A 25,253-nucleotide genomic window follows, 5' to 3' on the forward strand; every position below is an offset into this window, starting at 1 on the left:
CGTCGATCACGCCGATAATATCGGCGATCTTGCCCGAAGCATGTTCGATCTGACCCATCGTCGTGATGACCCTCTAACGTGCGGCTTCCCTGTGTCGCAACGAGTCAGGCAAGCCGTACAGCACGATTAGCGCGCACACCAGGCTCATCGTACCGATCACATACAAGGCCGGCGTCGTACTGCCGGTCAGGTCTCTCACACGCCCCACCATGATCGGGCTCACAATCCCGCCGAGCTGGCCGAGCGTGTTAATCAACGCGATCCCACCCGCCGCGCCCGCGCCCGTGACGAGCTTCGGCGGCAGCGCCCAGAACGCCGGAATCGATGCGACCACGCCCGCCCCCATCACAGCCAGCGCGACGACCAGCAACGCCGTCTGCTTGTCGAAGAACCCCGCGGCAAAGAAGCCGATCGCCGACATCACCAGCAAGCCGAACACAAACTTGCGCCGTTCGCCGCTCGCATCGGACAGGCGCCCGACCACTACCATGCAGATTGCGCCGGCAATATAAGGCACCGCCGTCAGCAAGCCGATCACCGTCGGGTTGTTCGTACCCGCCACGTGAATCAGATGCGGCGCCCAGAAATTCAATCCATACGATGCCACCTGAATCAGGAAGTACACCAGCCCCAGCGTGAGAAAGCCCGGCGTCCTGATGGCGCCCATCAACGAATGCCCGGTATCCGGATGACGGCTCTGTTGCGCAATCTGCCCCGAAAGAAAAGACTTTTCCGCGGGCGACAGCCAACCTGCATCCTCGATACGGTCCTTCAACAGTTTCAGCACCAGATAGCCCAGCACGATGCACGGCAACCCGCCGAGCAGAAACAGCCAGTGCCAGCCCGGCATGCCGAGCACGCCGTTCATGTGTCCAATCACGAGTCCGGCAAGCGGCGCGCCGACCAGGCCGGAAAACGCGGACGCGAGAAACAGCATCGACGTGATACGCCCGCGATAGCTCGGCGGAAACCACAGCGTCAGGTAGTACAGCACGCCCGGCGCGAAGCCCGCTTCCATGGCGCCGATCACGAAACGCAGCCCGTAGAACTGCCACTCGTTGCTGACGAACACCATCGCGGCCGTCGCAAGTCCCCACGAGATCATGATCCGCGCGATCCAGCGCCGTGCGCCGACCTTGTACAGAAACAGATTGCTTGGTACTTCGAACAGCACGTAGCCGATCACGAACAGGCTGGCACCGAGGCCATAAGCGGTGTCGGACAAGCCGAGGTCGCTCTGCAACTGGAACTTCGCGAAGCTGATGTTGATGCGGTCGAAGAACGCAAACAGATAGCAGATCATGATCAACGGCATCAACCGCCACGCCACTTTGCGGATGATGGCCGCGGCATCGTTCGAGCTATGCTCGCGGTTGCCGGTTGCGACTGCGCCCAGGTCACTCATGTTCGTCTCCAATGCCGGATTCGGCGAAGCCGTCCGGTCGTCTAATCGATCAGGGAAATATCAAATTTGTAGAACGTATTCGGGTACGGGATGCAGGTCGCGGTTACGGCCTGCCTTCGCCAGTTGCCCCGGCACGTCGCGGCCGAGCAACGCGGGCAAGCCGCGCGACAACGCGATCAGCTTTTCCAGATCGATCCCGGTGGGAATGCCCATTTCGTCGCACATGTTCACGAGGTCTTCCGTGCAGATATTGCCGGACGCGCCCGGTGCGAACGGACATCCGCCGAGGCCACCCAGTGCGGCATCGAAGCGGCGCGCGCCGGCTTCGTATGCCGCCAGAACATTCGCAAGACCCAGCCCGCGTGTGTTGTGAAAGTGCAGCGTGAGCGCGGCGGCCGGCAGACGTTCGAGCACGCGTGTGACGAGGCGTGTCACCTGGCGCGGGTTCGCCATGCCGGTCGTGTCGGCAAGTGTGATGCCCTCGATGCCCATCTCACGATATGTATCGACAATGCTGATCACGCGGTCTTCGTCGATCTTGCCTTCGAACGGACAGCCGAATGCAGTCGCCACCGACGCGTTCAGCAGCGCGCCCGAGCCCTTCACGTGCCGCACGATATCGCCGAACGCCACCAGCGACGACTCGCAGCTCATCCGCATATTGGCGCGGTTGTGCGTCTGACTCGCGGACATCACGAGGTTCAGTTCATCGGCACGCGCAGCCAGCGCGCGTTCGGCGCCCTTCAGATTCGGGATCAACGCGACGTAGATCACACCCTGTTGCCGCTCGATTTGCTGGAACACCGCTTCGCCGTCACGCAACGCGGGAATCGCTTTCGGCGAAACGAAGGAGCCGGCCTCCATGCGGGTGAAACCCGCGGTGGATAGCGCGTTGATCAGCGCGATCTTGTCGGGCGTATCGACCCACGTGGGTTCGATCTGCAAGCCGTCGCGCGGCGCGACTTCCTGCACGATCAGTTTGTCGAATTGCGGGGTGTTCAAAGCGCGAGTCATTGCACGGCTCCTTCGCGGCGCAGCCGCTCGATTTCGTCGTTGGCGAATCCCAGTTCGCTGAGCACGCTGCCGGTATGCTCGCCTAACGTCGGCCCTTGCCAGCGCACTTCGCCAGGCGTGTCCGAGAGCTTCGGCACGATCCCCGGCATCTTCACCGACGCGCCGCCCGGCAGTTGCGCCTCCAGCAACATGTCGCGCGCCTGGTAGTGCGGATCGGCGACGATATCGGCCACTGAATAGATGCGCCCCGAGGGCACTTCAGCGCGTTCGAGCGCCGCCAGCACGTCGTCGGTGGAATGGTGAGAAGTCCATTCGGTGATGGCCTGATCGAGCATCGCGCAGTGCCGAACGCGGCCGTCGTTACGCGCCAACGCGGGATCGTCGGCGAGATCGGGACGGCCAATCACCTGCATCAGCCGTTTGAAAATCGGATCGCTATTACCGGCGATCACGACGAAGCCTTCGTCTTCCGTGCGATACGTATTGGACGGCGCGATGCCAGGCAACGCACCGCCGCTACGCTCGCGCACATGGCCGAGCAGATCATATTCAGGCACGAGGCTTTCCATCAGATTGAACACGCTTTCGACCAGCGATACATCCACCACCTGGCCTTCGCCCTGCCCCGTCTTCACACGCAACAGCGACATCAGCGCGCCGATCACGCCATGCAGCGACGCGAGTGAATCGCCGAGACTCACGCCGACGCGCGCCGGTGCGCCATCCACTTCGCCGGTCGTGTAGCGGATGCCGCCCATCGCTTCGCCGATCGCGCCGAAGCCAGGACGATCGCGATACGGACCGCTCTGACCGTAGCCGGAAATGCGGACCATCGTGAGTTTCGGATTGATGGCGTGCAGCACGTCCCAGCCGAGGCCGAGCTTTTCGAGCGCGCCGGGGCGGAGGTTTTCGATCACGACGTCGGCGTCGGCCGCGAGCCGCTTGACGATCTCGACACCGTCCGCCGACTTCAGATTCACGCAGATGGACTTCTTGTTGCGCGACTGCAGATACCACCAGAGCGAGGTGCCCTCGTGCAGCTTGCGCCATTTGCGAAGGGGATCGCCGCTCTCGGGCGCTTCGATCTTGATGACGTCGGCGCCGAACTCGGCCATGAGGCGCGCGGCAAACGGCGCGGCGATGAGGGTTCCGATCTCGATGACGCGGATACCCTGGAGGGGTCCACCCATAATGCTGTCTCCGATGCTGGTTTCGTGTTGAGAGACAGCTTATGAGCGGCAAGACCGCAGCGTCCAACCGCAATTCGCCAACGACCGTTCGCGAACGGCGAACGCTCTCCTTCAAGCGTTGATGGGCAGGGCTTCCGACGCTTCGACGGTACGCAGATGGTCGAACAACAGGCGGCTCACCGGCGACAAAGCATCGACATCCCGCACCACCAGCACGAGGCTGCGCGCCGACCAGTCGTCTTCGAGAGGCGCACCGACGAGACCGAGCGGCCGGCCCATCAATTGATACACCTTCAGCGGCAACACGCCGACGCCCATGCCGGCCTGCACCATGCGGCAGACCGCATCGAAGCCGGGCACGTGGATGCGCAACCGCAACGGCTTGCCCGCCTGACGTGCGGCGAGATGCGTGCGGGCGTTGATGGAACTCGCGGCGTGCAGACCGACGTGATCGCCATCCAGCGTTTCGACGAAGGCGACGCTTTCGCGCGCCGCCAACGGATGATCGTCGCGCATTACGAGCACCAGCGAATCGTGCCGGTAGTGTTCGACGTGCAGATCGCGCGTGTCGGCGTCGCCGGAACAGATGCCGACGTCGACGAGGCTGTCGTCGACGGCTTCGACCACGCCGCCGCTCGGCCGCTCTTCCAGATCGAGCTTGACGCGCTCGTGCTGCAACTGGAACGCGCGCAAATCTTCCGGCAGGAATTCGACGATCGCCGAGAGGTTGGCCATCATGCGCACATAGCCGCGCACGCCGCTCGCATGACCGGCCAGTTCAATGCCGATGTTCTCGATGTCGCGCATCACGCGGCGCGCGTGATGCAGCAGCGTTTCGCCCGCCGGCGTGAGCGTCATGCCACGCGCGTTGCGCTGGAACAGCGTGGCGCCGACCGCCTGTTCGAGTTCGAGCAGACGCTTGCTCGCGGCGGAGACGGCAATCGCCTCGCGCTCGGCGGCACGCGTGAGCGTGCCTTCCTCGTAGACCGCGAGAAAGAGTTGCAGCGTGGTGAGGTCGAGCCTTCGGAGAAGGTTTTTGATTACCATGACGGGGCGCCGCGTTGTTGTGCGATCCGCCTATTCTGACGCCAGACGCAAAAAATAGGTGCCGTGCCCCGCGGATCCCGTCCCTCGTCCAAGGAAGTCTTCCGATGCCCACCGTCGCGATCGCGATCTTTCCCGGCGTGCAGGCGCTCGACGTCGCCGGTCCGGTCGACGTGTTTTCCGAAGCCAACCGCTTCATCGCGCCCGCGGATGCCTACGAGGTCAGGTTGCTCAGCGCCGAAGCCGCGCCGCTGCGCGCGTCCAACGGCATGATGCTGGTCGCCGACGCCACCTTCGACACGGCACGCGGTCCGTTCGATCTTGCGCTGGTCGCGGGCGGCCCGGCGCTACCGGACGTGGTGCCTGATACGCCACTGCTCGAGTGGTTAGCGAACGTCGCCACCAAGTGCAGCCGCTACGGCTCGATCTGCACCGGTGCGTTCGCGCTCGGTCACGCAGGCCTGCTCGACGAGCGCAACGTGACGACGCATTGGCAGCACGCCGCGCAACTGGCGGCGCAATTTCCAAAGGCGCGCGTCGACTTCGACCGTATCTATCTGCGTGACGGGCAACTCGTTACGTCGGCCGGCGTGACCGCGGGCATTGACCTGTCGCTCGCTTTAGTTGCGGAGGATCACGGTCCGTACACGGCCCTCGCCGTCGCGAAACGTCTGGTGGTGTTCGCACAGCGGCAAGGCGGCCAGTCGCAATTCAGCCCCTACCTGACGGCGCCCGCCGACGACACCTCGCCAGTCGCCAAAGTCCAGGCGCACGTCATGGAACGGATTCGCGAGAGTTTTTCGGTGAAGCAACTCGCGGATGTTGCAGGCATGAGCGCCCGCAACTTCGCGCGCGTGTTCGTGCAGGAGACCGGCGTCACGCCGCATGAGTTCGTCGAACGCGCCCGTGTGGATGCGGCGCGCAAGCTGCTCGAAAGCAGCGGCGCGGCGCTCAAGGCGATTGCGTACGACTGCGGCTTCGGCACGGCGGATCGCATGCGTATCGTCTTCACTAAACGGATCGGTGCGACGCCGATGCAGTATCGCGAGCGCTTTCGCCCGGCTTGACGTGAAGCGCATGCACCGGCGGTGAGAGCCGCCGCACGCGGAAAAATGTCGCGTGAGAAAATAGCCGCCTTTTCAGGCCAACAATCCCAAGGACGACATGACCACTTCTTCTCCGATCCGCGCGATCGTCACCGGCCACACACGCGGTCTGGGCGCGGCGCTCGCCGAACAACTTCTGGCTCGCGATATCGCCGTGCTGGGATTGTCCCGCTCGCGTCACGACGCGCTCAAAGCGCGCTTCCCGGCGCTGCTCGAAGAAATTGAACTGGAACTGGCGGACACCTCGCGCGTCGCGCACTGGATCGCGAGCGATGCGCTGCGTGGATTCGTCAGCGGCGCGCAGACGGTTCTGCTGATCAACAACGCGGGCATGGTGCAGCCCGTCGGCCCAATTGAAGGACAAGACGCGGCATCCATCGCGACCGCCGTGAGCCTGAATGTCGCCACGCCCTTGATGCTGGCCAGCGCACTCGCCGCAGCCGCCGTCGATGCGAGCGACCGGCGCATCGTGCATATCTCCAGCGGCGCCGCACGCAACGCGTATCCCGGCTGGAGCATCTACTGCGCGACGAAGGCCGCGCTCGATCATCACGCACGCGCCGTCGCGCTCGATGCGAATCGTGCGTTGCGCATCTGCAGCCTGGCGCCGGGTGTGATCGATACGAATATGCAGGCGGAGATTCGCGGCAGCGGCGTCGAACAGTTCCCCATGCGCGAGCGATTCGAAGAACTCAAGCGCAATGGCAAACTGTCGACGCCCGAACAATGTGCGACCCAGTTGCTCGATTACGCATTGAGCGATGCGTTCGGCCAAACGCCGGTCGCCGACATTCGCGAGGTCGCAAAGCCCGTGTGATGCGTTGATAACGGAGCAAAAAGGGAGCGTATGACGCGCTCCCGAAAACCCTCACCTTTCGCCTGATTCTCCGCAAATCTACACGCCGGGCGCGACCATCACACCGCGCTCGGCCGCACCGAGTTCGCCGTGCGGCACGAACACATAGCCGCGTCCCCATACCGTTTGCACATAGCGCGGCTCGGACGGATCGATTTCGATCAACCGACGCAGCCGCCAGATCGACACGTCCAAACTACGCCCTTGATGCAATACGCTATTGCCGCGCAGTTTCTCGTTGAGCTGCACGCGCGTGAGCACGGTCATCGCGTGATTGACGAAGATCTTCAGCAACGCGAACTCGGAACTGCGCAACGCGAAGTGCTCATTGTCGCGGCGCAATTCGCGCGCGGAGAAGTTCAGCTCGCAGCGGCCGAAGCGATAAGGCGGCCGCGTCTCCGGGGCACCCGGCGCGAGCGAGCCGCGCCGTCGCAGCAAGACGCGAATTCGCGCGAGCAGTTCGGCCGGGTCGGCGGGCTTGCTCATGAAGTCGTCGGCGCCGAGTTCGAGACCGATCACGCGATCAATCGCTTTGCTGCTTGCCGATAGCAGAATCACGGGCACGTCGTTGCCGCTCATGCGCAAGTCGCGCAACACGGCGAGCCCGTCGCCGTGCGGCGCCGAGATGTCGAGCACCAGCAACGAAGGCCGCTCCATCTCGATCACATGCTTGAGCCCGGCGGCAGGCGGACGTGCCGACACACCGCAGCCCTGCCCGCGCAATGATTCGCCCACCACGGCAGTCAAGCCGGCGTCGGCACCCACGAAAAGAATATGCTGACTCATCCAACTGATTCCAGGAGACGATCGTTTTTCAGAGACAGGCATCTGGCAGGCGGATATAGCCGATCCGCGCACCCTGTCGTCCGCGTCGCCATCTTCCCTGCTTGCGCGTGTTCTCAAAACGCGGAACAGCCGCTTAGGTTGCCAATTTCTTCCCAACTCTTTCAATGTGAAACGTGATAAGAGTCGGCGCGTGTGACGCACCGTACGATTCACCGGCTCCTCTCCCGAAAAACCTCACCTTTGAGACGGAGCGCTTGGGGTTCGAGGCGAGGTGCGCGTCAGATTGCTCCCGAAAACCCTCACCTTTCGAGCTTGGGGGCAGGCCGCAAAGGCATGCTGGGCGCGGTTCGACTACTCCAAAACAGGCCACTCCCGCAAACCCTCACCTTTAAAGCCGGTGGAGTAATTTGCATACCCAGGTAAGCAGCGGCGCGCGTGCGGGCCTTCGCAGGTGATGAAGATGGGAGATTTACGCGGGAGTTGCGCACTGTGATCGTGAGCGCGGATCAATTTCGCCGCTCACCGTTTTGATCCTGATGCGCGAAGCGCGGAGAAAGCGGCATGGTCCGCGCATGCCGCGATAAACGAGGCGTTGCGGCGAGCGTCGCAAGAATAGGCGGAAGGTCCCGAATATCCTCACCTTAGAGCAAGCAGAGGTGTCCGGAAGCATCGCCTCGATCGCTGCGCCAGTCGGTTTATCGGCATTTATCCCGTGTTTCGACAGTCACTGTGACTGCGAAACAGACTTAAACACCGGGCCGCGCGAGGCTCCCGAAAACTCTCACCTTTGCGTTCACTTCCAGCGAAAGCTGCGCTCAGCTCGCCAGTTTGCGGAACGTTTCCAGCACCGCTTCGCCCTTGAACGGTTTGACGATCCAGCCTTTTACGCCGGCCGCCTTGCCGCGCTCCTTCATCGCCGGGCTGCTCTCGGTCGTCAGCATGATGACGTTGACCGTCTTGTTCGCGAGCTCGCCGCGAATCTTCTCGACCATCGTCAGACCGTCCATATTCGGCATGTTGACGTCGCTGATCACCAGCTTGATGCCGGGGCTCGCCTTCAGCTTGGCGAGGCCGTCCTTGCCGTCCACGGCCGTGTCGACGTCCAGACCGTTCTTCTTCAGAAAGCCGGCCACTTCGTCGCGCACCGTGCTCGAATCATCCACCACCAGAATTTTTGACATGTTTCTTCCTATGACAACACTCAGAACAGATCCAGTTCGCCTGCCTCGACCATTGCGCCGACGTCGTCCGCGACTTCCTTGAAGTCCTCCGGCGACCAGCTCAGGCTGAACACAAAACGTTGATGCAACTTGACCGCGCGGTTCGACTGCGGGTCCTTCAACCAATACGTGAAGCACAGTTGCGGATTGCCGCTGCCGAACGAGATGTACTTGTGCTTGTGATTCACCAGCAGCGGCACTTGCACCTGGCTGCGCGTCCAGGCGTCCGCGTCGCCGGCGTAGCGGTTCTTGAAGGAACCCCAGATCAGATTCGTCACTTCGCCGAGCACGCTGTTCAGGTCGCGGAAATCCGCTTCGCCGTGCCGCGCGTTATCGATCATCTGATAGCGATCGAGCAGTTCGAGGATCGGCGTCTCTTCGGCCTGCATCATCATGTAGCCGCGGCACCATGCGCTTTCCAGCGGAATCAGGCTGAACACCTCACCGAAGATGATGCGGTCGCGCACGATATACGGCGTGTCGCACGTGATGGCCAGGTCCTTGAACACATCGCCGAGGATCGCCTGCGTCATGTCGGCGATGCCGCGCACCAGCGCGTTCGGATAATCCAGGCTGAAGATGTAGTCGTCGATCACCTGGCGCAGCGGCGCCATATCGTGCGCGACGTACGCGGCGCAGACCACGCGTCGCAAGCTCTCCGGCAAGCTCTCCATGCCGGGATCGCTGTCCCGGCGCATGATGATAGGCAACTCGGGGCGCACCGCGTTGATCCTGATCGCGATCTCGGCGCTCGCTTCCGGCGAGCCGCCATAACTTTCGGCAAACAGCACTGCGCCCAGATCGATGTTCGAGCGCAGCACCGATTGCAGACGGTTCTTGCCGACTTTCACGCCGACCAGATTGTTCTCGTCGCAAAAGCGCTTCAGCGCTTCTTTGTGCGCCGGGCAGTCGTCCAGCACCAGCACTTTGCTGACCGGCTTGTTCATGTTCATGTCGCGTCCCCGCTCACAACGGCTAATCAACTCACGGTCAGAACAACTCCAGCTCGCCGCTGGTTTCTTCGACAGCACTGGTATCGGCGACGAAGTCGAGCGGCGCATCCGCGCACACGCACACCGTCGCGGCAAGCCGCACGCTGGCGTCGAGCGTGATCGAATACGACGACAGCAAAGCCGGTTTCAATTCATGCAGATGCGGCAGGCAACGCGCGTTCAGCACATAAGGCGTCGACATGCCGAGGTCGGGGAAATAGCGCAGCAACTCCTGATTCATCGCTCCGCAGCACAGATTGCAGATTTCCAGAAAGGCTTCCTGGAAATCGCGTTCTTCTATGGAGTCTTTCAGGTAGTAGCCGCGCGTGCTTTCGTCTTCGTCGAAATGGAGGATCAGCAGCAATCTGAACACAATCGACGAAATGGTCAGCACAACCACTTGCGTGTCTTTGGATACGCCAACATTAGCGTCGGCTATCGGCGCGATCTCGCACAGATCGCCCGAATCCAGAGGCAAGCGCGCCTGCGCCGCCTTGCGAAAAATGCGGTCGAAGCTGTCCCTGGCGTGGGCCGAGATCACGCCGCCACCTCGTGCAGCTTCGAATGAAACTGGTTGGCCAGCGATTCGACGCTGGCCAGCGACGCCGCGATCATCTTGCCGCCCGCCTGAATGTCCTGAAACGTGGACGTCGTAGTCAGGTCGTTGCGATGCAGGCTGTCGCGATAGCTCTTCGACAATTCTTCGGAGCGCGCGGCAAGCGCGCGCACTTCACTGGCCACCACGGCGAACCCGCGACCGGCCGGCCCCGCGCGCGCGGCCTCGATCGACGCGTTCAGCGACACGATCACCACATGTCGCACAATCGAAGACAGCTCCTGATTCTTCGCGTGCATGTCGTGGTTTTGCGTCATCAGCGAGATCATCTGTTCGTGCCAGCGCTCGAATGTCGCGCCGAGACTCTTCAAACGCTCGGCTTCGCCGGCAATCTGCCGCGCGTGATGCGCCAACTGATCTTTGTCTTCGCTAGCCGACTTCAGTGCGGCTCGCAGTTCGTCAGCGTTGCTTTGTTGCTGCGCGAGTTCCTCGCGCAGCTGTGTGGTCAACGCGTGCAGTTCCTGCTCGGCCTGTTCTCGCTTGCGAATGGCTGCGCCGTGATCGGCCCGCTCAGCCTCGAGCCTGGAGATGCTGGCTTGCGCTTCGGCACGCAGCCGTGCCGTCAGCTTCACGCTGTGCAGCCTGTGTGCGGCAAATGCCAGCAGCGCGGTCACCGCGCTGCCTGCTGCCACCGCCAATACATACTGTTGAATCACAACCGTTCCCTTCGAATTGCGTCGCGACGCACGCCGACCAGGCGCTCAGTCCGCCATCGCGTCGAGTTGCAGTGCGCCGGCTTCGCGACGTGCTTCCATGCCGAGCGTATCGACGGCAACGCTATCCGGCAGGCAGACGATCGTCTGAAACTGACGGAAGGCCGCGCCTTTGCGGTCGTCGGTGAAGCGCAGTTCGATGCTGCCGTTCGCGCGCTTGAGGAAGTCACGCACGGCGTCCATGCCGACACCACGGCCCGACAACTCCGTGACCGTTTCCGCCGTCGAGAAGCCCGGCCGGAAAATGAAATCGGCGATCGCTTCGTCACTCGGCGTGTCGTCTCGGCCGATCCAGCCGCGCTCCATGGCGATGCCGCGAATGCGTTCGAGCGCGAGGCCGCGGCCGTCGTCGCTGAGTGTGATCTGCAATGCGCCACTGTCCACGCCGACTTCGATATCGATCACGCCGGCCGGCGCCTTGCCGTGGGCGCTGCGCGCCTCGGCGGTTTCAATGCCGTGATCCATCGAATTGCGCAGCAGATGCATGAACACGTTGTTCAGCGTGCCGCCCGCCTGGCCACGCAGACGGTAACCGTTGTCGTCGATACGCACGGTCGGCGCGGGCTTGCCCAACTCGCTCGCGAGCGAGGGCAGCGAGTCGAGCACGCCGGAGAGCGCGTCGCGCACGCTTTCGCTGCCCAGTGCGCGCAGCGTGCGGCGCAGTGCATCGCGCATTGACTGGAGTTCGTGCAGTTCGCCGGCGTTGGTTTGCTCCAGCATGGTCAGCGTGTGCTGGATATGGTCTTTTGCGACCATGACGTAGTGGCCTGAATTGGCGGCGTCGTTCGTCTGACCGTTGCCCTTGCTCTTGCGGCCAAGGCTCTGCTCGTTGATCTTCGCGTAGCTGTCGATAGCGTCGCGCACGCGCGTCAGTTCGCGCATCAGATGCTCCTGGTCCCACGAGCGATCCGCGTCCGGTTGGCGCAGTTCGTGGTAGCTCTGCTCGGTTTCGTGCACGACGTTGGTCAGATGCTGCAGGTTGTAGGTCCGCGCATTGCCCTTGATGGTGTGCATGTTGCGGAACAGTTCGGCAATCGCGGCGTGATCCGCTTCCGAATGCTTGCGAATGATCCGCTCGTTCTCACTGATAAAGCCCGCTGAGCTCTCGATGAAGTGGTGGAACTTCTCCTCACTGACCGCGAGAATCTCGCCGATCATGTCGAGGCGCCGACGTTGTTCGCTGGCTTCGGCCGCGAGCTTGCGTAATTCGGTGACGTCGCGCACGCACAGCATCAGGCGCTGGATCACGTCGTTTTCATCGGTGATCGCCGACCAGCTCAGGTCGAGAATCTTCACGCGGCCGTCCGGCATGCGTTTGGAAATTTCGCCGACCAGCAGATGTTGATTGAACGCGAAGTTGATGCAATCTTCGCCGAGACACGCATGCGCTGCGGCATCGACTTGAGAGAGCGCGTCCGAACCGAGATCGGTATCCGCGAACACCAGATCCATCAGGCCGCGCCCGGCGATATCCTTCGTTTCGAAGATGTCTTCCAGATATGCCGAGTACTCGGAGTGGATCACGGCGCCGTCGATCACGGTCAGAATGCCTTGCTGCATGTTCTGCAACATCGCCTGAATGTCGGCGGTTTTCTGCTTGAGTTGCGCCGAGCTTTCCTGGATCTTTTCGATCATGCCGTTGAAGGCGACGATCGAATGGCCGATCTCGTCGAGCCGTCCCACCGGCACGCGCCGCGTGAAGTCCTGGCTCGAAGCGATCTCGCTCATCATCGCCTGCATGCGGCTGAGCGGGCGCGTGATCTGCCGGTAGAGCAGCGAGCCGATGGATGTCAGCAGAATGATCGCGATGCCCGTGACCACGGCGATGGCCGTGGTCGTAGTCGAAAGCGTGGTGTTCAGCGTGCTGATTGCCTCGTCTTTCTCGCGGTTCTTCTCGACGCGCAAGGTCTCGACGATCCCTTCGAGTTCGTCACGATACTGCGCGACGTTGGCGAACAGATACGCCTGCGCGAGTTCGTTCTTACCGTCGGCTTTCATTTTGGCCGTCTCGGCGATCGCGGAAAAATAGTTCTCGAGACTGTCGTTGGCCTGCGAAACGAGGCCCTTCTGAGCGTGGCTCGCGGCATCTTTCGCTTGCAACGCGAGCGCCTGTTGCAGCGCGGCGCGCTTCTTCTTCAGTTCGTCCTGCGCCTGCGCGACCATGTTGGCGTCGGGCGCGTACACCAGCGTCATCGTGGCGAGCTGCACGTCCTTGACTTGCGACACGAGGTCGGCTGAAGCGAGCGCGCTGGGCACGACGCCTTCCGTTACCTTGCGCACCTCGGCGGCGCTGCCGCGTGTCTGGTAGACGGCGTAACCGCCGATCGCCGATAACGCGACGAACATCAAAACGACCAATAACGTGATGCGATGACGAATAGTCATGTGAACCCCCCGGGGTCTGGCCTTCGCGCCAGCCCTCGTTGGGAGCAGCGCGTTTTATGCGAAATTTTGGTCTGACTTGCAGCGCTGCGGAGTATTGCGCAGACATGTTACTAAGCGATGACTGAAGACTTTTTTAAGGCGTGTTCAACGCTCTAAATTAGAGGCTAAAGTTTCCGCATAAAACGCCGTTAACTAGCGCCATTTTTTGATTTTTGTTCTTGTCACCATTTCAACAAACTGCGCATCCAGACTAAAGCTCCATTCGACATCATGGAGCCAAATGATGAATGTAAGCGTGCGCAGCTATCTGTCCCCGACCCTCGTCCTGCTCGCTTTCGATTGGCCCGAAGGCGGCACGCGCGAAGACTTCCTGGGTTTCGCCATCAAACGGACGCCGGGCTTTCTCTCCGCCGACGGACACGAACGCGAAGCCAGCAGCTGGCTGCCCAACCGGCTGACCTTCAAAGGCGTGGTGCCTGACACGCAGAAAGACGCGCCCACGAATGAAGCGCCCATTCAGAAATTCATGTGGTGGGATGCGCGAATCGACGAAGCGGATCGGGAGAAGTCGTTCACGTATCTCGTCTATCCAGTAGTCGGCACGCCGGAGGCGCCGCAATTGCTCGACGCGCAGAAGGGCGAATGCAAGCTAACCCTGCCCGCGCATACGGAAGCGAACATCGGCTCGTGGTTCAACCGCGCCGTGGTCAGTTCGCAGGCGTTCGCGCGCAAAGTCGCGGCGCTGCATCTGGTGCCGAACGCGGCGCCGTCACCGGAGCAAGCGTTGCGCCTGCGCACATGGCTCGCGAACGATCTGCAGGAAGTCTTCGCGCTCACGCTTGGCCATGCGCATCGCGCGGCGTCCGCGGTGTATCACCTGACCGATCCGCTCTGGGCGATTCCCGCCTTCGAGGCCTTCGGCAAGAAGCAGGGCAAAGCATCGCTTGCCATCGTTTACGACTCGCACAAAGTCTCGCAGAAGGGCAAGCCGCCGGCGCCGTCGCCGAATCAACCCGCAGTCGATCAACTCGCCGCTGTCGCCACCTTCGCGCCGCGCGACAAGACGCACATCATGCATGACAAGTTCATCGTGGTGGACAACGGCAACGGCGAGGCGTCGCCGGCTCGGGTACTAACGGGCTCGGCCAACTTCACCACCGAAGGCATCACGGAGCAGGCCAACGTGCTCCATCTGTTCGATTCGCCGGAATTGGCCGCGCTGTATAGCGAACGCGCCAAGGCGCTCGCCGGCAATCCGAGCATTGCCGCGACGGCCAAGCTCACGCCGGGCTGGTCCGACTCGATTGCGATCGGCAGCGCGAAAGTGCGGGTCTGTTTTTCGCCGGAGGCAAACGACTCGCGTTTGCAGATCGACACGATCGTCGACGCCATCAACAACGCGAAGCACTCGGTGGTGTTCTGCCTCTTCATGCCGACCGACGCGCCGCTGCGCGATGCCTGTTTCGCGGCCGGCGACAAAGGCCGGATGATGTTCGGTCTGGTCAACCACATCAGCCCGACGTCGGCGCAGGCAGCGGAGGAAGCGGAAAAGAACGGACAGATCGTCTCGACGACCGCGCTCGCCAACATGGAGCTATATCACCGCGGCCGCGACAAGCACGACGTGATCGACGCGGAGTATTTTTCACCGGCGACCGTGCCGGCAGGCTTCGAACCCGAGTTGCGCCTTTTTCCAGGTGAACACGCGCCGAGCTACGCGCCGGTCATCATTCACCACAAGTTTCTCGTCATTGATGCGGAGGGTCCGAATCCCATCGTCTACACGGGCTCAGCAAATATGAGCAACAACTCGGAACATTTCAACGACGAGAACCTGCTGGAGATTCGCGACCGCCGCATCGCCGGCACGTATCTCGCGGAATTTCTACGGCTCTACGAACACTATCGGGCGCGCGCGTTGGCGATACGGCAAAAGAACGACGGCACGCATGAGCGATTGATGCTGGCGCCGGACGGGTCGTGGGCGAAGAAGTATTTCGTTGCGGACAGTCCCGAAGACAAAGCGCGTGTGGCGCTCGCGCACGGCGGCGATTAAACCGCTTGCGGGCGAATGCAAGGTGGTCGAAGCACCGTCAGCGAATCGGCGGAAGATGCTTCGACGCCTCGCGCAAGGTGAGCGGCGAGACGAGCTCTCGCGACGCCGATAAAAAATCGCTCACCGCCTTGGGCGCATGCCATGCGTAATCCCGCAGTGCCCAACCGATCGCCTTGCGGATAAAGAAGTCTTGTTCCGCGGCCAGCGAACGCGCGTAGCCGAACAGGCGATCTTCGTCGGTATGCCCGCGCCAGCCGAGTTGATGAATCATCGCGATGCGGCGCACCCACATGGATTCGTGCAGAAGCGCCGCATCCATTGCAGCCTGAACTTGCGCTTGCGGCGTCTGGATTCGCGCCGCTTTCAGCACGTGACCGACCACGGCCGCGAGGGGGTCGATCGAATCCCACCATGAAGCGTTCTGAGCGATGGTCAGCAAATGCGCGATGTCAGTGACGGCAAGTGTTTTCCAGTTGCGCGCCAGCAGATCGGTCGCGACGTACTGGTATTCGCGCGCCGGCATCGTCCATAAGCGATTGGCACACGCCAGCAAGTGATCGGCGTTCTCCACCGGCAGCCGCTTGAAAACCGGCGTTACCGCTTGCCGCCGCAGCGGCGTCGGCACACCGATAAAGTTGAACTGGTGACGCATATAGGCGCGCATGGCGAGCGCGCGCTCTGCGTCGGCGTGCGAGGCGAGCGCCGCCTTGATTTCCTTGACGAAGGCGTTGGGCGTCATTGAGGAAAGTGCTCGACGTGACCTTCGCCGCGCCGGCTGACGTCGTGCTCGTGCTTCACGCGCATGGTGATCTCCAGCAGGGTTGGACTTCCATTGAATGGAAGCGTCGAATAGACGTGGATCGAATCGTAGTTTGCTGGGAAATGAGCGTCAAGGTCACGGAAAACACCGTTCAATGGTCCCGGACTTCTGCTCCCGAATTCCCTCACCTTTAGATTTAAAGTGCGCGCACAGGTAGCGATATTCTCACCTCGCCAGTTCCCGAATCTTCTCACCTGTAAGCTTTCAGCCCTGCTCCCAACCTCCGCCCAACACCTTGTATAAAGTCACGAGATTCGCTTGCCGCGACAGCGTGTCCGTCGCGAGTTGCTGTTGCGCGGTGTAGAGCGTGCGCTGCGCATCGAGGAACGTGAGAAAGCTATCGGTGCCCGCCTTGTAACGCGCTTCGGCCAACGTGTAGTACCGCTGCGAGGACGCCACGTATTCGCGATCCGCCTGCACCTGATCGACATAAGTGGCGCGCGCCGTCAGCGCATTCGAAACCTCCTTGAACGCCGTCTGGATCGTGCTTTCATAGTCGGCGACCTCGATCTGCTTCTCGATCTTCGCGACATCGAGCGATGCCTTGTTGCTGCCGTAATCGAAGATCGGCATCGACACGCTCGGCGCAAATGCCCACGCTCCGGTGCCGGCCTTGAACAGGCTCGAGAGCGTCGAACTCGACGTGCCGGCCGTCGCGGTCAGCTCGATCTTCGGAAAAAACGCGGCGCGCGCGGCGCCGATGTTCGCATTCGCCGCTTTTAACGCGTGCTCCGCCTGCACGATGTCAGGACGACGGGTGAGCAGCAGCGACGGCACGCCCGCACCGATGTCGGCGAACATCGACTCGTCGTCGAATGAGCGGGCGGGCGGCAGGTCATCGGGAATCGGCGCGCCGAGCACAGCGACCAGGTTGTTGCGATCCTGCGCGACAGCGCGACGGTAAGACGCAAGACTCGCCTTCGCGCTCGCCAACGAGTTCTCGGCCTGTTGCACGTCGAGCAGAGACGAATTGCCCAACTCCTGGACGCGCTTCGTCACGTCGTAGGTCGACTGATCCGCCTTGACCGTGTCTTCGGTCAACTGCAACAGGCGTTCATCGGACAGCAAGGTCAGATAGTCGGTCGCCACCGTCGCGATCAGACTGATCCGCGTGCTTTGCCGCGATGCATCCGTTGCGAGATAGTTTTCCAGCGCCTGACGCTTCAGGCTTCGCAGGCGTCCAAAGAAATCGATTTCCCACGACGTCGTGCCGACGTTGAGGTCGCTGGCGCTGCTCGTCACGCCTTGGGTCCGCTCACGAGTCAGGCTGCCGCTCGCGCTGATCGACGGCGCGAGCGCGGCGCGCGTGATGCGGTATTGCGCCTCGTATTCGGCGACGTTCAACGCCGCCACGCGCAAGTCGCGGTTGTTCGCGAGCGCGATTTCGATCAATCGTTGCAGGCGTTCGTCGCGAAAGAAACTACGCCATGCAGTATCGACGGCAAGCGGTGATGTGGCGGCCGTAGCGCTCGCGCTGTTTGCAGCCGCCGCCGTGCTCGTGCTTGTGCTTTCGTAAGCATCGCCTTGCGGATACGCCACCGCCACCGGCGCTGCCGGCCGTTCATAGTGCGGATCGAGCGTGCAGCCCGCGAGCACGGCGAGCGCAAACGCCACTGCACCGGCACCGAGTTTGAGTCTCATCATTCAACACCTTCCTGTTGCTTGGGGTCGCCGTGTTCGCCGAACAGGCGTCGCACGACGACGAAGAACACCGGCACGAAGAAAATCGCGAGGAGCGTCGCGGCAATCATGCCGCCCATCACACCGGTGCCGATCGCATGACGGCTCGCCGAACCGGCGCCGCTGCTGATCACGAGCGGCAAGACGCCGAATATGAACGCGAGCGACGTCATCAGAATCGGCCGCAGCCGCAGCCTGGCGGCTTCGACGATGGCCTCGACCAGTCCACGGCCCTGCGCTTGCAGATCCTTGGCGAATTCGACAATCAGGATCGCGTTCTTGGTGGACAGACCAATGGTCGCGAGCAGGCCGACCTTGAAATAAATGTCGTCGGAGAGCCCGCGGATATGCGCGCCCAGCACCGCGCCCAGCACGCCGAGCGGCACCACCAGAATCACCGCGATCGGAATGGACCAGCTTTCGTACAGTCCGGCGAGACAGAGGAACACGACGACCAACGAGATCGCGTACAGATAGATCGCCTGAGAGCCGGCGATGCGCTCCTGGTATGATTGTCCAGTCCAGTCGATGCCGTAGCCCGCGGGCAGTTTCCTGACCAGCGCGTCGACGGCGTCCATTGCCTGGCCCGTGCTGGTATTCGCACCGGTTTGCGCGGTGATTTCCATCGCCAGCGTGCGGTTGAAGCGCTCGATCTGCGGCGGCCCAAAGGTCCATTTGCCGGTGGCGAAGGCGGAGAATGGCACCATCTCGCCGTCGTACCCGCTGGTGGTCGTGGTGCTCGTACTGCTCGTTGTGGTGGCCGCACTTGTACTTGTGCTCGTCGAAGCGGTGCTCGACCGCACATACCATCGGCCGATGTCCGACGGCATCATCCGGTACGGCGCGTCGGCCTGCACGTAGACCTTTTGAATCCGCCCCGTATCGACATAGTTGTTCACATACGACGAGCCGAACGCGGTCTGCAACGTGTCGTTCACATCGGCAATGGAAAGTCCGAGCGCGCTCGCCTTCTCACGGTCGATGTCGACGTGGAACTGCGGCGTGTCGTCGAGACCGCCGGGGCGCATGCCGGACAGCGCGCTGTCTTTGGCTGCGAGCGCGAGCAGTTGCTGGCGCGCGGCCATCAGCTTGTCGTGACCTTGGCCCGCGCGATCTTCCAGTTCGAAGTCGAGGCCGCTCTGCGTGCCGAGTTCCTGAATGGCTGGCGGATTGAGCGCGAAAATCTGCGCGTCGCGCGTGGCCGCGAAGTGCATGTTGGCGTGCTGGATCAGCGACGCCGCCGAGCCGTCTTCGCCGCGCCGGGTGCTCCAGTCCTTGAGCTTGACGAAGGTCAACGCGTTGTTCTGTCCGGAGCCGTTGAAACTGAAACCCGTCAGCGCGATGATCTTGTCGACCTGTGGAAGCCCGAGATAATAAGCTTCGACTTTTTTCACGGTCTCCAGCGTCTGCGCGGCCGGCGTGCCGACGGGCGTGGAAATCGACGTGATGATGATCCCCTGATCCTCGTCCGGCAGGTACGACGACGGCAGTTTCATGAAGAGCAACGCCACGACGCCCGCGATCAATACGTAGATCACCATGTAGCGGATCGGATTGCCGATCACACGCGAGACCGCCGAGTCGTAGCGATCGGTGCCGCGCGCAAGCACGCGGTTGAACCAGCCGAACACGCCACGCTTCGCGTGATGCTCGACGTCCGCGCGCCGCAACAAGGTCGCGCACAGCGCCGGCGTGAGTGTGAGCGCGAGGAACACCGAGAGAAGCATCGCTGCGACGATCGTCACGGAGAACTGCCGGTAGATCGCACCGGTCGAGCCGGAGAAGAAAGCCATCGGAATGAACACGGCGATCAAGACCGTCGTGATGCCGACCAGCGCGCCGGTGATCTGCTTCATCGCCTTGCGCGTGGCTTCGACGGGCGACAGTCCTTCTTCGGCGATCAACCGCTCGACGTTTTCGACGACCACGATGGCGTCGTCCACCAGCAGGCCGATCGCCAGCACGAGCCCGAACATCGACAGCACGTTGATCGAAAAGCCGACCGCCGACATCACCGCGAACGTGCCGAGCAAAGCGACCGGCACGACAATGGTCGGAATCAGCGTCGCGCGCAGGTTCTGCAAAAACACGTACATCACGACGAACACCAGCATGACCGCTTCGACCAGTGTCTTCACCACTTCTTCGATCGAGATCTTCACGAACGGCGTGGTGTCGTATGGATAATCGACCACCACGTTGCGCGGCAACTGCCCGCTCAGTTCGTCGAGCTTCGCACGCACGGCCTTCGCCACGCTCATGGCATTCGCGCCGCTCGCGAGCTTGACCGCGAGCGATGCGGCCGGCTTGCCGTTCAGGCGCGAGTCCGTACTGTAGTCGTCGCCGCCCACCTCGACGCGCGCGACGTCCTTGAGCATGACCTTCGAGCCGTCGCTATTCACACGCAACAGAATCGCGCCGAACTGCGCGGGCGTGGTGAGCAGGCTCGACGCGGAAACCGTCGCGTTGATGGCCTGCGTTTTCGTGGAAGGCAAGCCGCCAATCTGGCCCACCGAGAGTTGCACGTTCTGATTCGTGATCACGGTGGTCACGTCGGCCGTGGTCAGTCCGACTGCCTGCAACTTCACCGGGTCGAGCCAGATGCGCATGGCGTGTTGCGCGCCGAACAGCGTGACGTCGCCCACGCCGTCGATCTGCGTGAGCGGGTCCTCGATTTGCGTCGCGATGATATTGCCGAGATCGATGGAATTCATGCTGCCGTCCGTCGACGACAAGGACACGATCATCAGGAAAGCGTTGGCCGCTTTCGCGACCTGCACGCCTTGCTCCTGAACCGTCTCCGGCAGCGACGAACTGGCCTGCTCGACCTTGTTCTGCACCTGCACCTGAGCAATGTCCGCGTTGGTGCCCTGCTGAAACGTCAGTGTGATACGCGCTTGTCCCGACGAACTGCTGGTGGACGACATGTAGAGCAGATGGTCGATGCCGCTCAGCTTCTGCTCGATCACCTGCGTGACGGTAGTCGCGATTGTTTCCGCCGAAGCGCCGGGATACGTCGCGGTGATCTGCACGGAGACCGGCGCCACGCTCGGATACTGTTCGACCGGAAGCGTGCCGATGGAAGCGCCGCCAATCATCATGATGACGATGGCGATGACCCACGCGAGAATCGGTCGGTTGATAAAAAATCCTGCCATGAGAATCTCGCTTTAACTATGTGCTGCCGACGTGTTGTCCGCGGTGGCGGGCGTACCCGATTTGCCCGATGTGCCGGGACTTTCGACAGGCTTGACGACCGCGCCCGCGCGCGCGTTCTGCGAGCCCGCGACGATCACGCGATCGCCCGCCTTGAGGCCGCTCGTGACGAGCCAGTCGCTGCCTGATGCGGTGTCGGCGGTCACGGTGGTTTGCGCGACCTTGTTGTCGGCGCCGACGGTGAGCACGCTGGCCGAGCCGTCCGACGCACGCGAGACCGCGAGTTGCGGCACTGTGATCGCCTGCTGATTCACGCCTTCTTCGAGTCGCGCGCGCACGAACATGCCAGGCAGCAACACGCCGTCCGGATTGGGAAACACGCAGCGCAAGGTGACCGAACCGGTGGTGGCATCGACGGTGATATCGGAGAACAGCAGCTTGCCAGGTTGCGCATACGTGCTGCCGTCTTCCATCACCAGATGAACGACGGCGCCGTCCGTACCCGACTGCTGCAATCGCCCGCTCGCGAATTCCTTCTGCAAGCGCAGCCAGTCCGCGGAAGAGCGCGTGACGTCGAGATACATTTCCGTGGTTGCTTGCACGGTTGCGAGCGCGGTGGTCTGTTCGGCAGTCACGAGCGCGCCTTCGGTCACGCTCGATTTGCCGATGCGGCCCGCAATCGGCGCCACCACCTTCGTGTAGCCGAGGTTGATCGCCGCGGTCTTTAACGCAGCGCGATCGGCGACCACGTCGGCCTTTGCTTCGTCCAATGCGGCGACGGCGTCGTCGTAGTCCTGGCGACTCACGCCCTGGATCTTCGAGAGCTCGGCATAGCGCGCGGCCTTGGTCTGCGCGGCGCTGGCCGTCGCCACTGCTTTGGCCAGCGTGCCGACTGCCTGGTCATAAGTGGCTTGGTAACTGGACGCGTCGATCTGATACAGCACGGCGCCGGCCGCGACTTGCGAGCCCTCGGTGAACAGGCGCTTTCTGACGATACCTTCTACCTGCGGCCTGACTTCGGCGACGCGAATCGCCGAGAGCCGCCCGGACAATTCCGTGCTCGACACGACGGTATGCGGTGTGATCGTTTCCACGCTGACTTCGGGAACCGACTGCATCGGCCCGTGAGACGCCTGTTCGCCGCAACCCGATAACATGAAAGTAGCGGCGGCAACGGCCGCGGCAAGAAGCGTGAACGCCGGCGCGCGCCGCGACGGTTCGACCGCGATGGAGAGAGTGGGCATGCTGTGAGCATCCTTCGACTGGATTCAACCGAGGGCCGCCCGGCATGCGCCGTTCGCTCGCGAAGAGCCCACGCAGCGCCGCGCCGGCGGCAAGATGGGGCCCAGCATAGAGAGCAGCGTCTTACGGTGGCTTAGAAAGGGTTTACGACGTGTAACGCGGTGAGGAGTCATCGCGTGGAGGGGCGTGAAGGGACGCGCCAGTTCGCGCAACCCACTCGAACTGGCGCCGCTGCCGTAATAAACTGTAAGCACGGTTAAGAACCCGAAACCGCCGGCGCCGCGCGATTCGATATATTTCGACGAGCGACAGGCGCGCGCAAACGCCGTCAGTCAAATGTCCTCATCGATCAGGGCCCAGCCATGTCAGACACGCCCATCCAGGTTCTACTGGTCGACGACGACGCCGACCTCCGCGACCTGCTCCGAACCTTCTTCCAGCAACGCGGCATCGAGATGTCCGTGCTGCACGACGCCAATCATCTGGCTCGCCGGCTCGAACGCGAGCGGCCGTCCATCATCGTGCTCGATCTGATGATGCCGGGCATCGACGGACTCAGCGCTCTCAAGCAATTACGCGCCGACGGCGACACGATTCCCGTGATCATGCTGACCGCGCGCGCCGACGACGTGGATCGCGTGGTCGGTCTCGAACTCGGCGCCGACGACTATCTCGGCAAACCGTTCATGCCGCAGGAATTGCTCGCACGCATTCATGCCGTGCTGCGCCGGCATGCGCAACCGGCGCCTGCTGTGGCAACGCCGGTCGAGAAGCGCGAGGCGCTGCGCTTCGGCCGCTTCCGGCTCGATTTCGCGAGCCGTACGCTGTTTCGCGACGACGAGCCGCTCAAGCTGACCGGCAGTGAATATGCGTTGCTTGAAGTGCTCGCCCTGCATCCCATGGAAACACTGTCGCGCTCGAAGCTCGTCGATCTGCTGCACGGCCCGTATTCGGAAGTGACCGAACGCGGTATCGACGTGCCGGTGTGGCGCCTGCGCCGTCTGCTCGAAGAGGATCCGGCCAATCCGCGCCTGATTCAGACCATACGCGGCACCGGCTACATGTTCGTGCCTGGCGGCAGTGACGATGACCAATCCCTTTAACACACTGTTCGGGCGGCTCTCGTTGATGACGGTGAGCCTGATCGTGCTGGTGCACATCACCGCCCTGCTGCTCGTGGACCGTGAGCGCGGGCAGATCGATACGAGTCATGCGCGGCAGGCGCTGCTTCTGGCTGTCCAGGCCGAACACGACGGCGCACTGGCCGCGTCGCACGTTTCGGCGATACTCGGCGTGTCGTATGTCAAGGCGAGCGACGCAATCGCGGCAGGCTGTCCCGCGCCATGCGAGAACACGTCGGGTCCATTCGAACGGGACCTGCGAGCGAAGTTGCCGCCGGGCAGCCAGGTGGTGGCCGACGCCGATGACGGCACGGTGTGGGTGCACTACGCGGGCTACTCAGACTGGCTCAAACTGCAGAATTCGATGCTGCCGCCACGGCGCTTTCTCGGCGCATCGGCAACCATGCTGGTGCTTGCCGTGATCATCGCGTTGGTTGGCGCCTGGCATTTGCAGCGGCCATTGCATCGGCTTGCGCTTGCGGCGCGCGAATTCCGCATCGGCCATCGCGCGCCGGTCGTCGAGGCGAGCGGTCCGCGCGAGTTGAAGGAATTGATCGGTGACTTCAATCAGATGGTGCATGAGCTTGCGCAGGCCGACCAGGAACGCGCGGTGATGCTCGCCGGCGTGGCGCACGATCTGCGCGCGCCGATCACGCGCATGCAGGTGCGCGCGGATCTTCTGCCCGACGAGGCGAACCGTCGCGGCTTTTTGCGCGACGCGGAGTCGTTGTCGCGCATCGTCACGCAGTTTCTGGATTTCGCGCGCGAGACCGCGGATACGTCGCCGCGCACTAATGTCGACGCGCATTGCCGACGGCATTACGGCGACAGTCTCGCCGACGATGCCCTCGTGCGTCTGAATCTGCACGCCGGCGACGGCTTCGAGTTGCCGCTCGTCGACCTGGACCGGATTCTGACGAACCTGATCGAGAACGCACTCACCTATGGTGAACCGCCGGTGGAAATCTCGACGTCACGGCATAACGGCCGCTTCACGCTAGAGGTGCGCGATCACGGCGGCGGCATTCCCGGCGGTCAGCTCGACCGCGCGCTGCAACCCTTCGTGCGACTCGACGAAGCACGCAGCGGCGATGCGCATTGTGGCTTGGGCCTCGCGATCGTTCGGCGTCTGGTGCGCTATAACAGCGGCGCTTTTCATGCGGATAATGCGGCCGACGGCGGGTTCGTGGTGTCGATGACGTTTCCGGCGTAGTTGCTCTCGTGATTGCGTAGATAAGCTGTTCGCACGATTGCCGCGCGTGAACTCACGCGCGGCGTGTATCGGTCAGGCTGGAGCGACGTTGCCGGGAACGACGATCGCACCGTGAGGTCCATCGCCTCCACCGGGGCCGCCGCCCCCGGGACCACTGTGACCCGGGCCGCCGCCGCCCCAACCCGGAGGCGGTCCCCACCAGCATCCGCTCAAGGTTGCGCTCAAGGCGACCAGCGTCGCAATTGCCAATAACTTCTTCATGCTTTCTCCCTTCGATAAGTCTATGGTCACGTCACGTCGTCGTACGTGTTTGGACTGGCGACGTTTCGAGTCATGCGCAACTTATCAACCGGCGAAAGATCATGTTTTACGAAGCCGTTACAAGCTCGGTGGTGAAAGGCGCTTGCTGCGAAACTCGTGAGCGCGTGTGTGGCCCGATGGCGCGGGCGACGTGACTTTTTGCAGCGTTGCGCGGGCGAGCTGATGCGTTCACGCTTTGTTTGTATATGGAAGAGGATGTAAGCAGATGGGCGGCGTCGGCACTGCGTCGATGCCCTTCGAGGTGAGGTGCTTGGGCGCTTGATGCTTCACCGTCGGCGCTATGAATTGAACTCCCTGGAAATCCTCACCTTATCTTC

General features: G+C 62.4%; 20 protein-coding genes. 5 read left to right on the forward strand and 15 right to left on the reverse strand.

Annotation, left to right across the window (positions count from 1 at the left end; translation table 11 throughout):
- Positions 1-73: 73 nt before the first annotated feature.
- The 4 genes from B0G80_RS37725 to B0G80_RS37740 form a co-directional block, all read right to left on the reverse strand.
- The gene (locus B0G80_RS37725; RefSeq protein WP_116122743.1) at positions 74-1,405 is read right to left on the reverse strand and encodes an MFS transporter; all 1,332 of its coding nucleotides are present in this window, start codon (positions 1,403-1,405) and stop codon (positions 74-76) included.
- A gap of 60 nt (positions 1,406-1,465) precedes the next feature.
- Positions 1,466-2,419, reverse strand: coding sequence for a hydroxymethylglutaryl-CoA lyase (locus tag B0G80_RS37730; RefSeq protein WP_116122744.1), 954 nt, complete (start codon positions 2,417-2,419; stop codon positions 1,466-1,468).
- The gene (locus B0G80_RS37735; protein ID WP_116122745.1) at positions 2,416-3,609 is read right to left on the reverse strand and encodes a CaiB/BaiF CoA-transferase family protein; all 1,194 of its coding nucleotides are present in this window, start codon (positions 3,607-3,609) and stop codon (positions 2,416-2,418) included. The genes B0G80_RS37730 and B0G80_RS37735 overlap by 4 nt, the downstream gene beginning before the upstream one ends.
- A 111-nt stretch (positions 3,610-3,720) precedes the next feature.
- The gene (locus B0G80_RS37740) at positions 3,721-4,656 is read right to left on the reverse strand and encodes a LysR family transcriptional regulator (protein WP_116122746.1); all 936 of its coding nucleotides are present in this window, start codon (positions 4,654-4,656) and stop codon (positions 3,721-3,723) included.
- 104 nt (positions 4,657-4,760) lie between these two features.
- Here B0G80_RS37740 and B0G80_RS37745 point away from each other — a divergent pair, with 104 nt between their 5' ends.
- Positions 4,761-5,720 carry a GlxA family transcriptional regulator gene (locus B0G80_RS37745; protein WP_116122747.1) on the forward strand — a complete coding sequence of 320 codons (960 nt, stop codon included), beginning with the start codon at positions 4,761-4,763 and terminating at the stop codon, positions 5,718-5,720.
- A gap of 97 nt (positions 5,721-5,817) precedes the next feature.
- Positions 5,818-6,576 (forward strand): SDR family oxidoreductase, encoded by a 759-nt coding sequence (locus B0G80_RS37750; protein WP_116122748.1) that lies wholly within the window; start codon positions 5,818-5,820, stop codon positions 6,574-6,576.
- Between the two features lie 78 nt (positions 6,577-6,654).
- Here the strand turns inward: B0G80_RS37750 and B0G80_RS37755 are convergent, their stop codons facing one another.
- The 6 genes from B0G80_RS37755 to B0G80_RS37780 form a co-directional block, all read right to left on the reverse strand.
- On the reverse strand, positions 6,655-7,401 hold the full coding sequence (locus tag B0G80_RS37755; protein ID WP_116122749.1) for a winged helix-turn-helix domain-containing protein: 747 nt from the start codon (positions 7,399-7,401) through the stop codon (positions 6,655-6,657).
- An 815-nt stretch (positions 7,402-8,216) separates the two neighbouring features.
- Positions 8,217-8,582, reverse strand: a complete 366-nt coding sequence (locus B0G80_RS37760; RefSeq protein ID WP_106281557.1) for a response regulator — start codon at positions 8,580-8,582, stop codon at positions 8,217-8,219.
- 20 nt (positions 8,583-8,602) lie between these two features.
- A complete protein-coding gene (locus B0G80_RS37765; protein WP_106281555.1) occupies positions 8,603-9,574 on the reverse strand; it encodes a chemotaxis protein CheX in 972 nt (323 codons plus the stop codon).
- A gap of 37 nt (positions 9,575-9,611) precedes the next feature.
- The gene (locus B0G80_RS37770; protein ID WP_116122750.1) at positions 9,612-10,154 is read right to left on the reverse strand and encodes a hypothetical protein; all 543 of its coding nucleotides are present in this window, start codon (positions 10,152-10,154) and stop codon (positions 9,612-9,614) included.
- Positions 10,151-10,885 (reverse strand): methyl-accepting chemotaxis protein, encoded by a 735-nt coding sequence (locus B0G80_RS37775; protein WP_116122751.1) that lies wholly within the window; start codon positions 10,883-10,885, stop codon positions 10,151-10,153. The genes B0G80_RS37770 and B0G80_RS37775 overlap by 4 nt, the downstream gene beginning before the upstream one ends.
- A 45-nt stretch (positions 10,886-10,930) precedes the next feature.
- Complete coding sequence (locus B0G80_RS37780; protein ID WP_116122752.1) at positions 10,931-13,327, reverse strand: HAMP domain-containing protein; 2,397 nt, start codon at positions 13,325-13,327, stop codon at positions 10,931-10,933.
- A 283-nt stretch (positions 13,328-13,610) separates the two neighbouring features.
- Here B0G80_RS37780 and B0G80_RS37785 point away from each other — a divergent pair, with 283 nt between their 5' ends.
- On the forward strand, positions 13,611-15,383 hold the full coding sequence (locus tag B0G80_RS37785; RefSeq protein ID WP_116123880.1) for a phospholipase D-like domain-containing protein: 1,773 nt from the start codon (positions 13,611-13,613) through the stop codon (positions 15,381-15,383).
- Between the two features lie 37 nt (positions 15,384-15,420).
- Here the strand turns inward: B0G80_RS37785 and B0G80_RS37790 are convergent, their stop codons facing one another.
- The 5 genes from B0G80_RS37790 to B0G80_RS37810 all read right to left on the reverse strand — a co-directional run bounded on the left by B0G80_RS37790 (position 15,421) and on the right by B0G80_RS37810 (position 22,283).
- Entirely contained in the window at positions 15,421-16,122 is a 702-nt protein-coding gene (locus tag B0G80_RS37790; RefSeq protein ID WP_116122753.1) for a DNA alkylation repair protein, read from the reverse strand.
- Entirely contained in the window at positions 16,119-16,298 is a 180-nt protein-coding gene (locus tag B0G80_RS45535) for a hypothetical protein (RefSeq protein WP_147309974.1), read from the reverse strand. Before B0G80_RS45535 ends, B0G80_RS37790 begins: the two co-directional genes overlap by 4 nt.
- A gap of 109 nt (positions 16,299-16,407) precedes the next feature.
- Positions 16,408-17,847 carry an efflux transporter outer membrane subunit gene (locus B0G80_RS37800; protein WP_116122755.1) on the reverse strand — a complete coding sequence of 480 codons (1,440 nt, stop codon included), beginning with the start codon at positions 17,845-17,847 and terminating at the stop codon, positions 16,408-16,410.
- Positions 17,844-21,041, reverse strand: coding sequence for an efflux RND transporter permease subunit (locus B0G80_RS37805; protein WP_116122756.1), 3,198 nt, complete (start codon positions 21,039-21,041; stop codon positions 17,844-17,846). The genes B0G80_RS37800 and B0G80_RS37805 overlap by 4 nt, the downstream gene beginning before the upstream one ends.
- A gap of 12 nt (positions 21,042-21,053) precedes the next feature.
- Complete coding sequence (locus tag B0G80_RS37810) at positions 21,054-22,283, reverse strand: efflux RND transporter periplasmic adaptor subunit (RefSeq protein WP_116122757.1); 1,230 nt, start codon at positions 22,281-22,283, stop codon at positions 21,054-21,056.
- 360 nt (positions 22,284-22,643) lie between these two features.
- On the opposite strand from B0G80_RS37810, the gene B0G80_RS37815 reads away from it, so the two are divergent.
- Complete coding sequence (locus B0G80_RS37815; RefSeq protein WP_116122758.1) at positions 22,644-23,384, forward strand: response regulator; 741 nt, start codon at positions 22,644-22,646, stop codon at positions 23,382-23,384.
- Entirely contained in the window at positions 23,368-24,615 is a 1,248-nt protein-coding gene (locus B0G80_RS37820) for an ATP-binding protein (RefSeq protein WP_116122759.1), read from the forward strand. The genes B0G80_RS37815 and B0G80_RS37820 overlap by 17 nt, the downstream gene beginning before the upstream one ends.
- Positions 24,616-25,253 lie beyond the last annotated feature (638 nt).

The organism is Paraburkholderia sp. BL6669N2 (genome assembly GCF_003387275.1).
Lineage (GTDB): Bacteria > Pseudomonadota > Gammaproteobacteria > Burkholderiales > Burkholderiaceae > Paraburkholderia.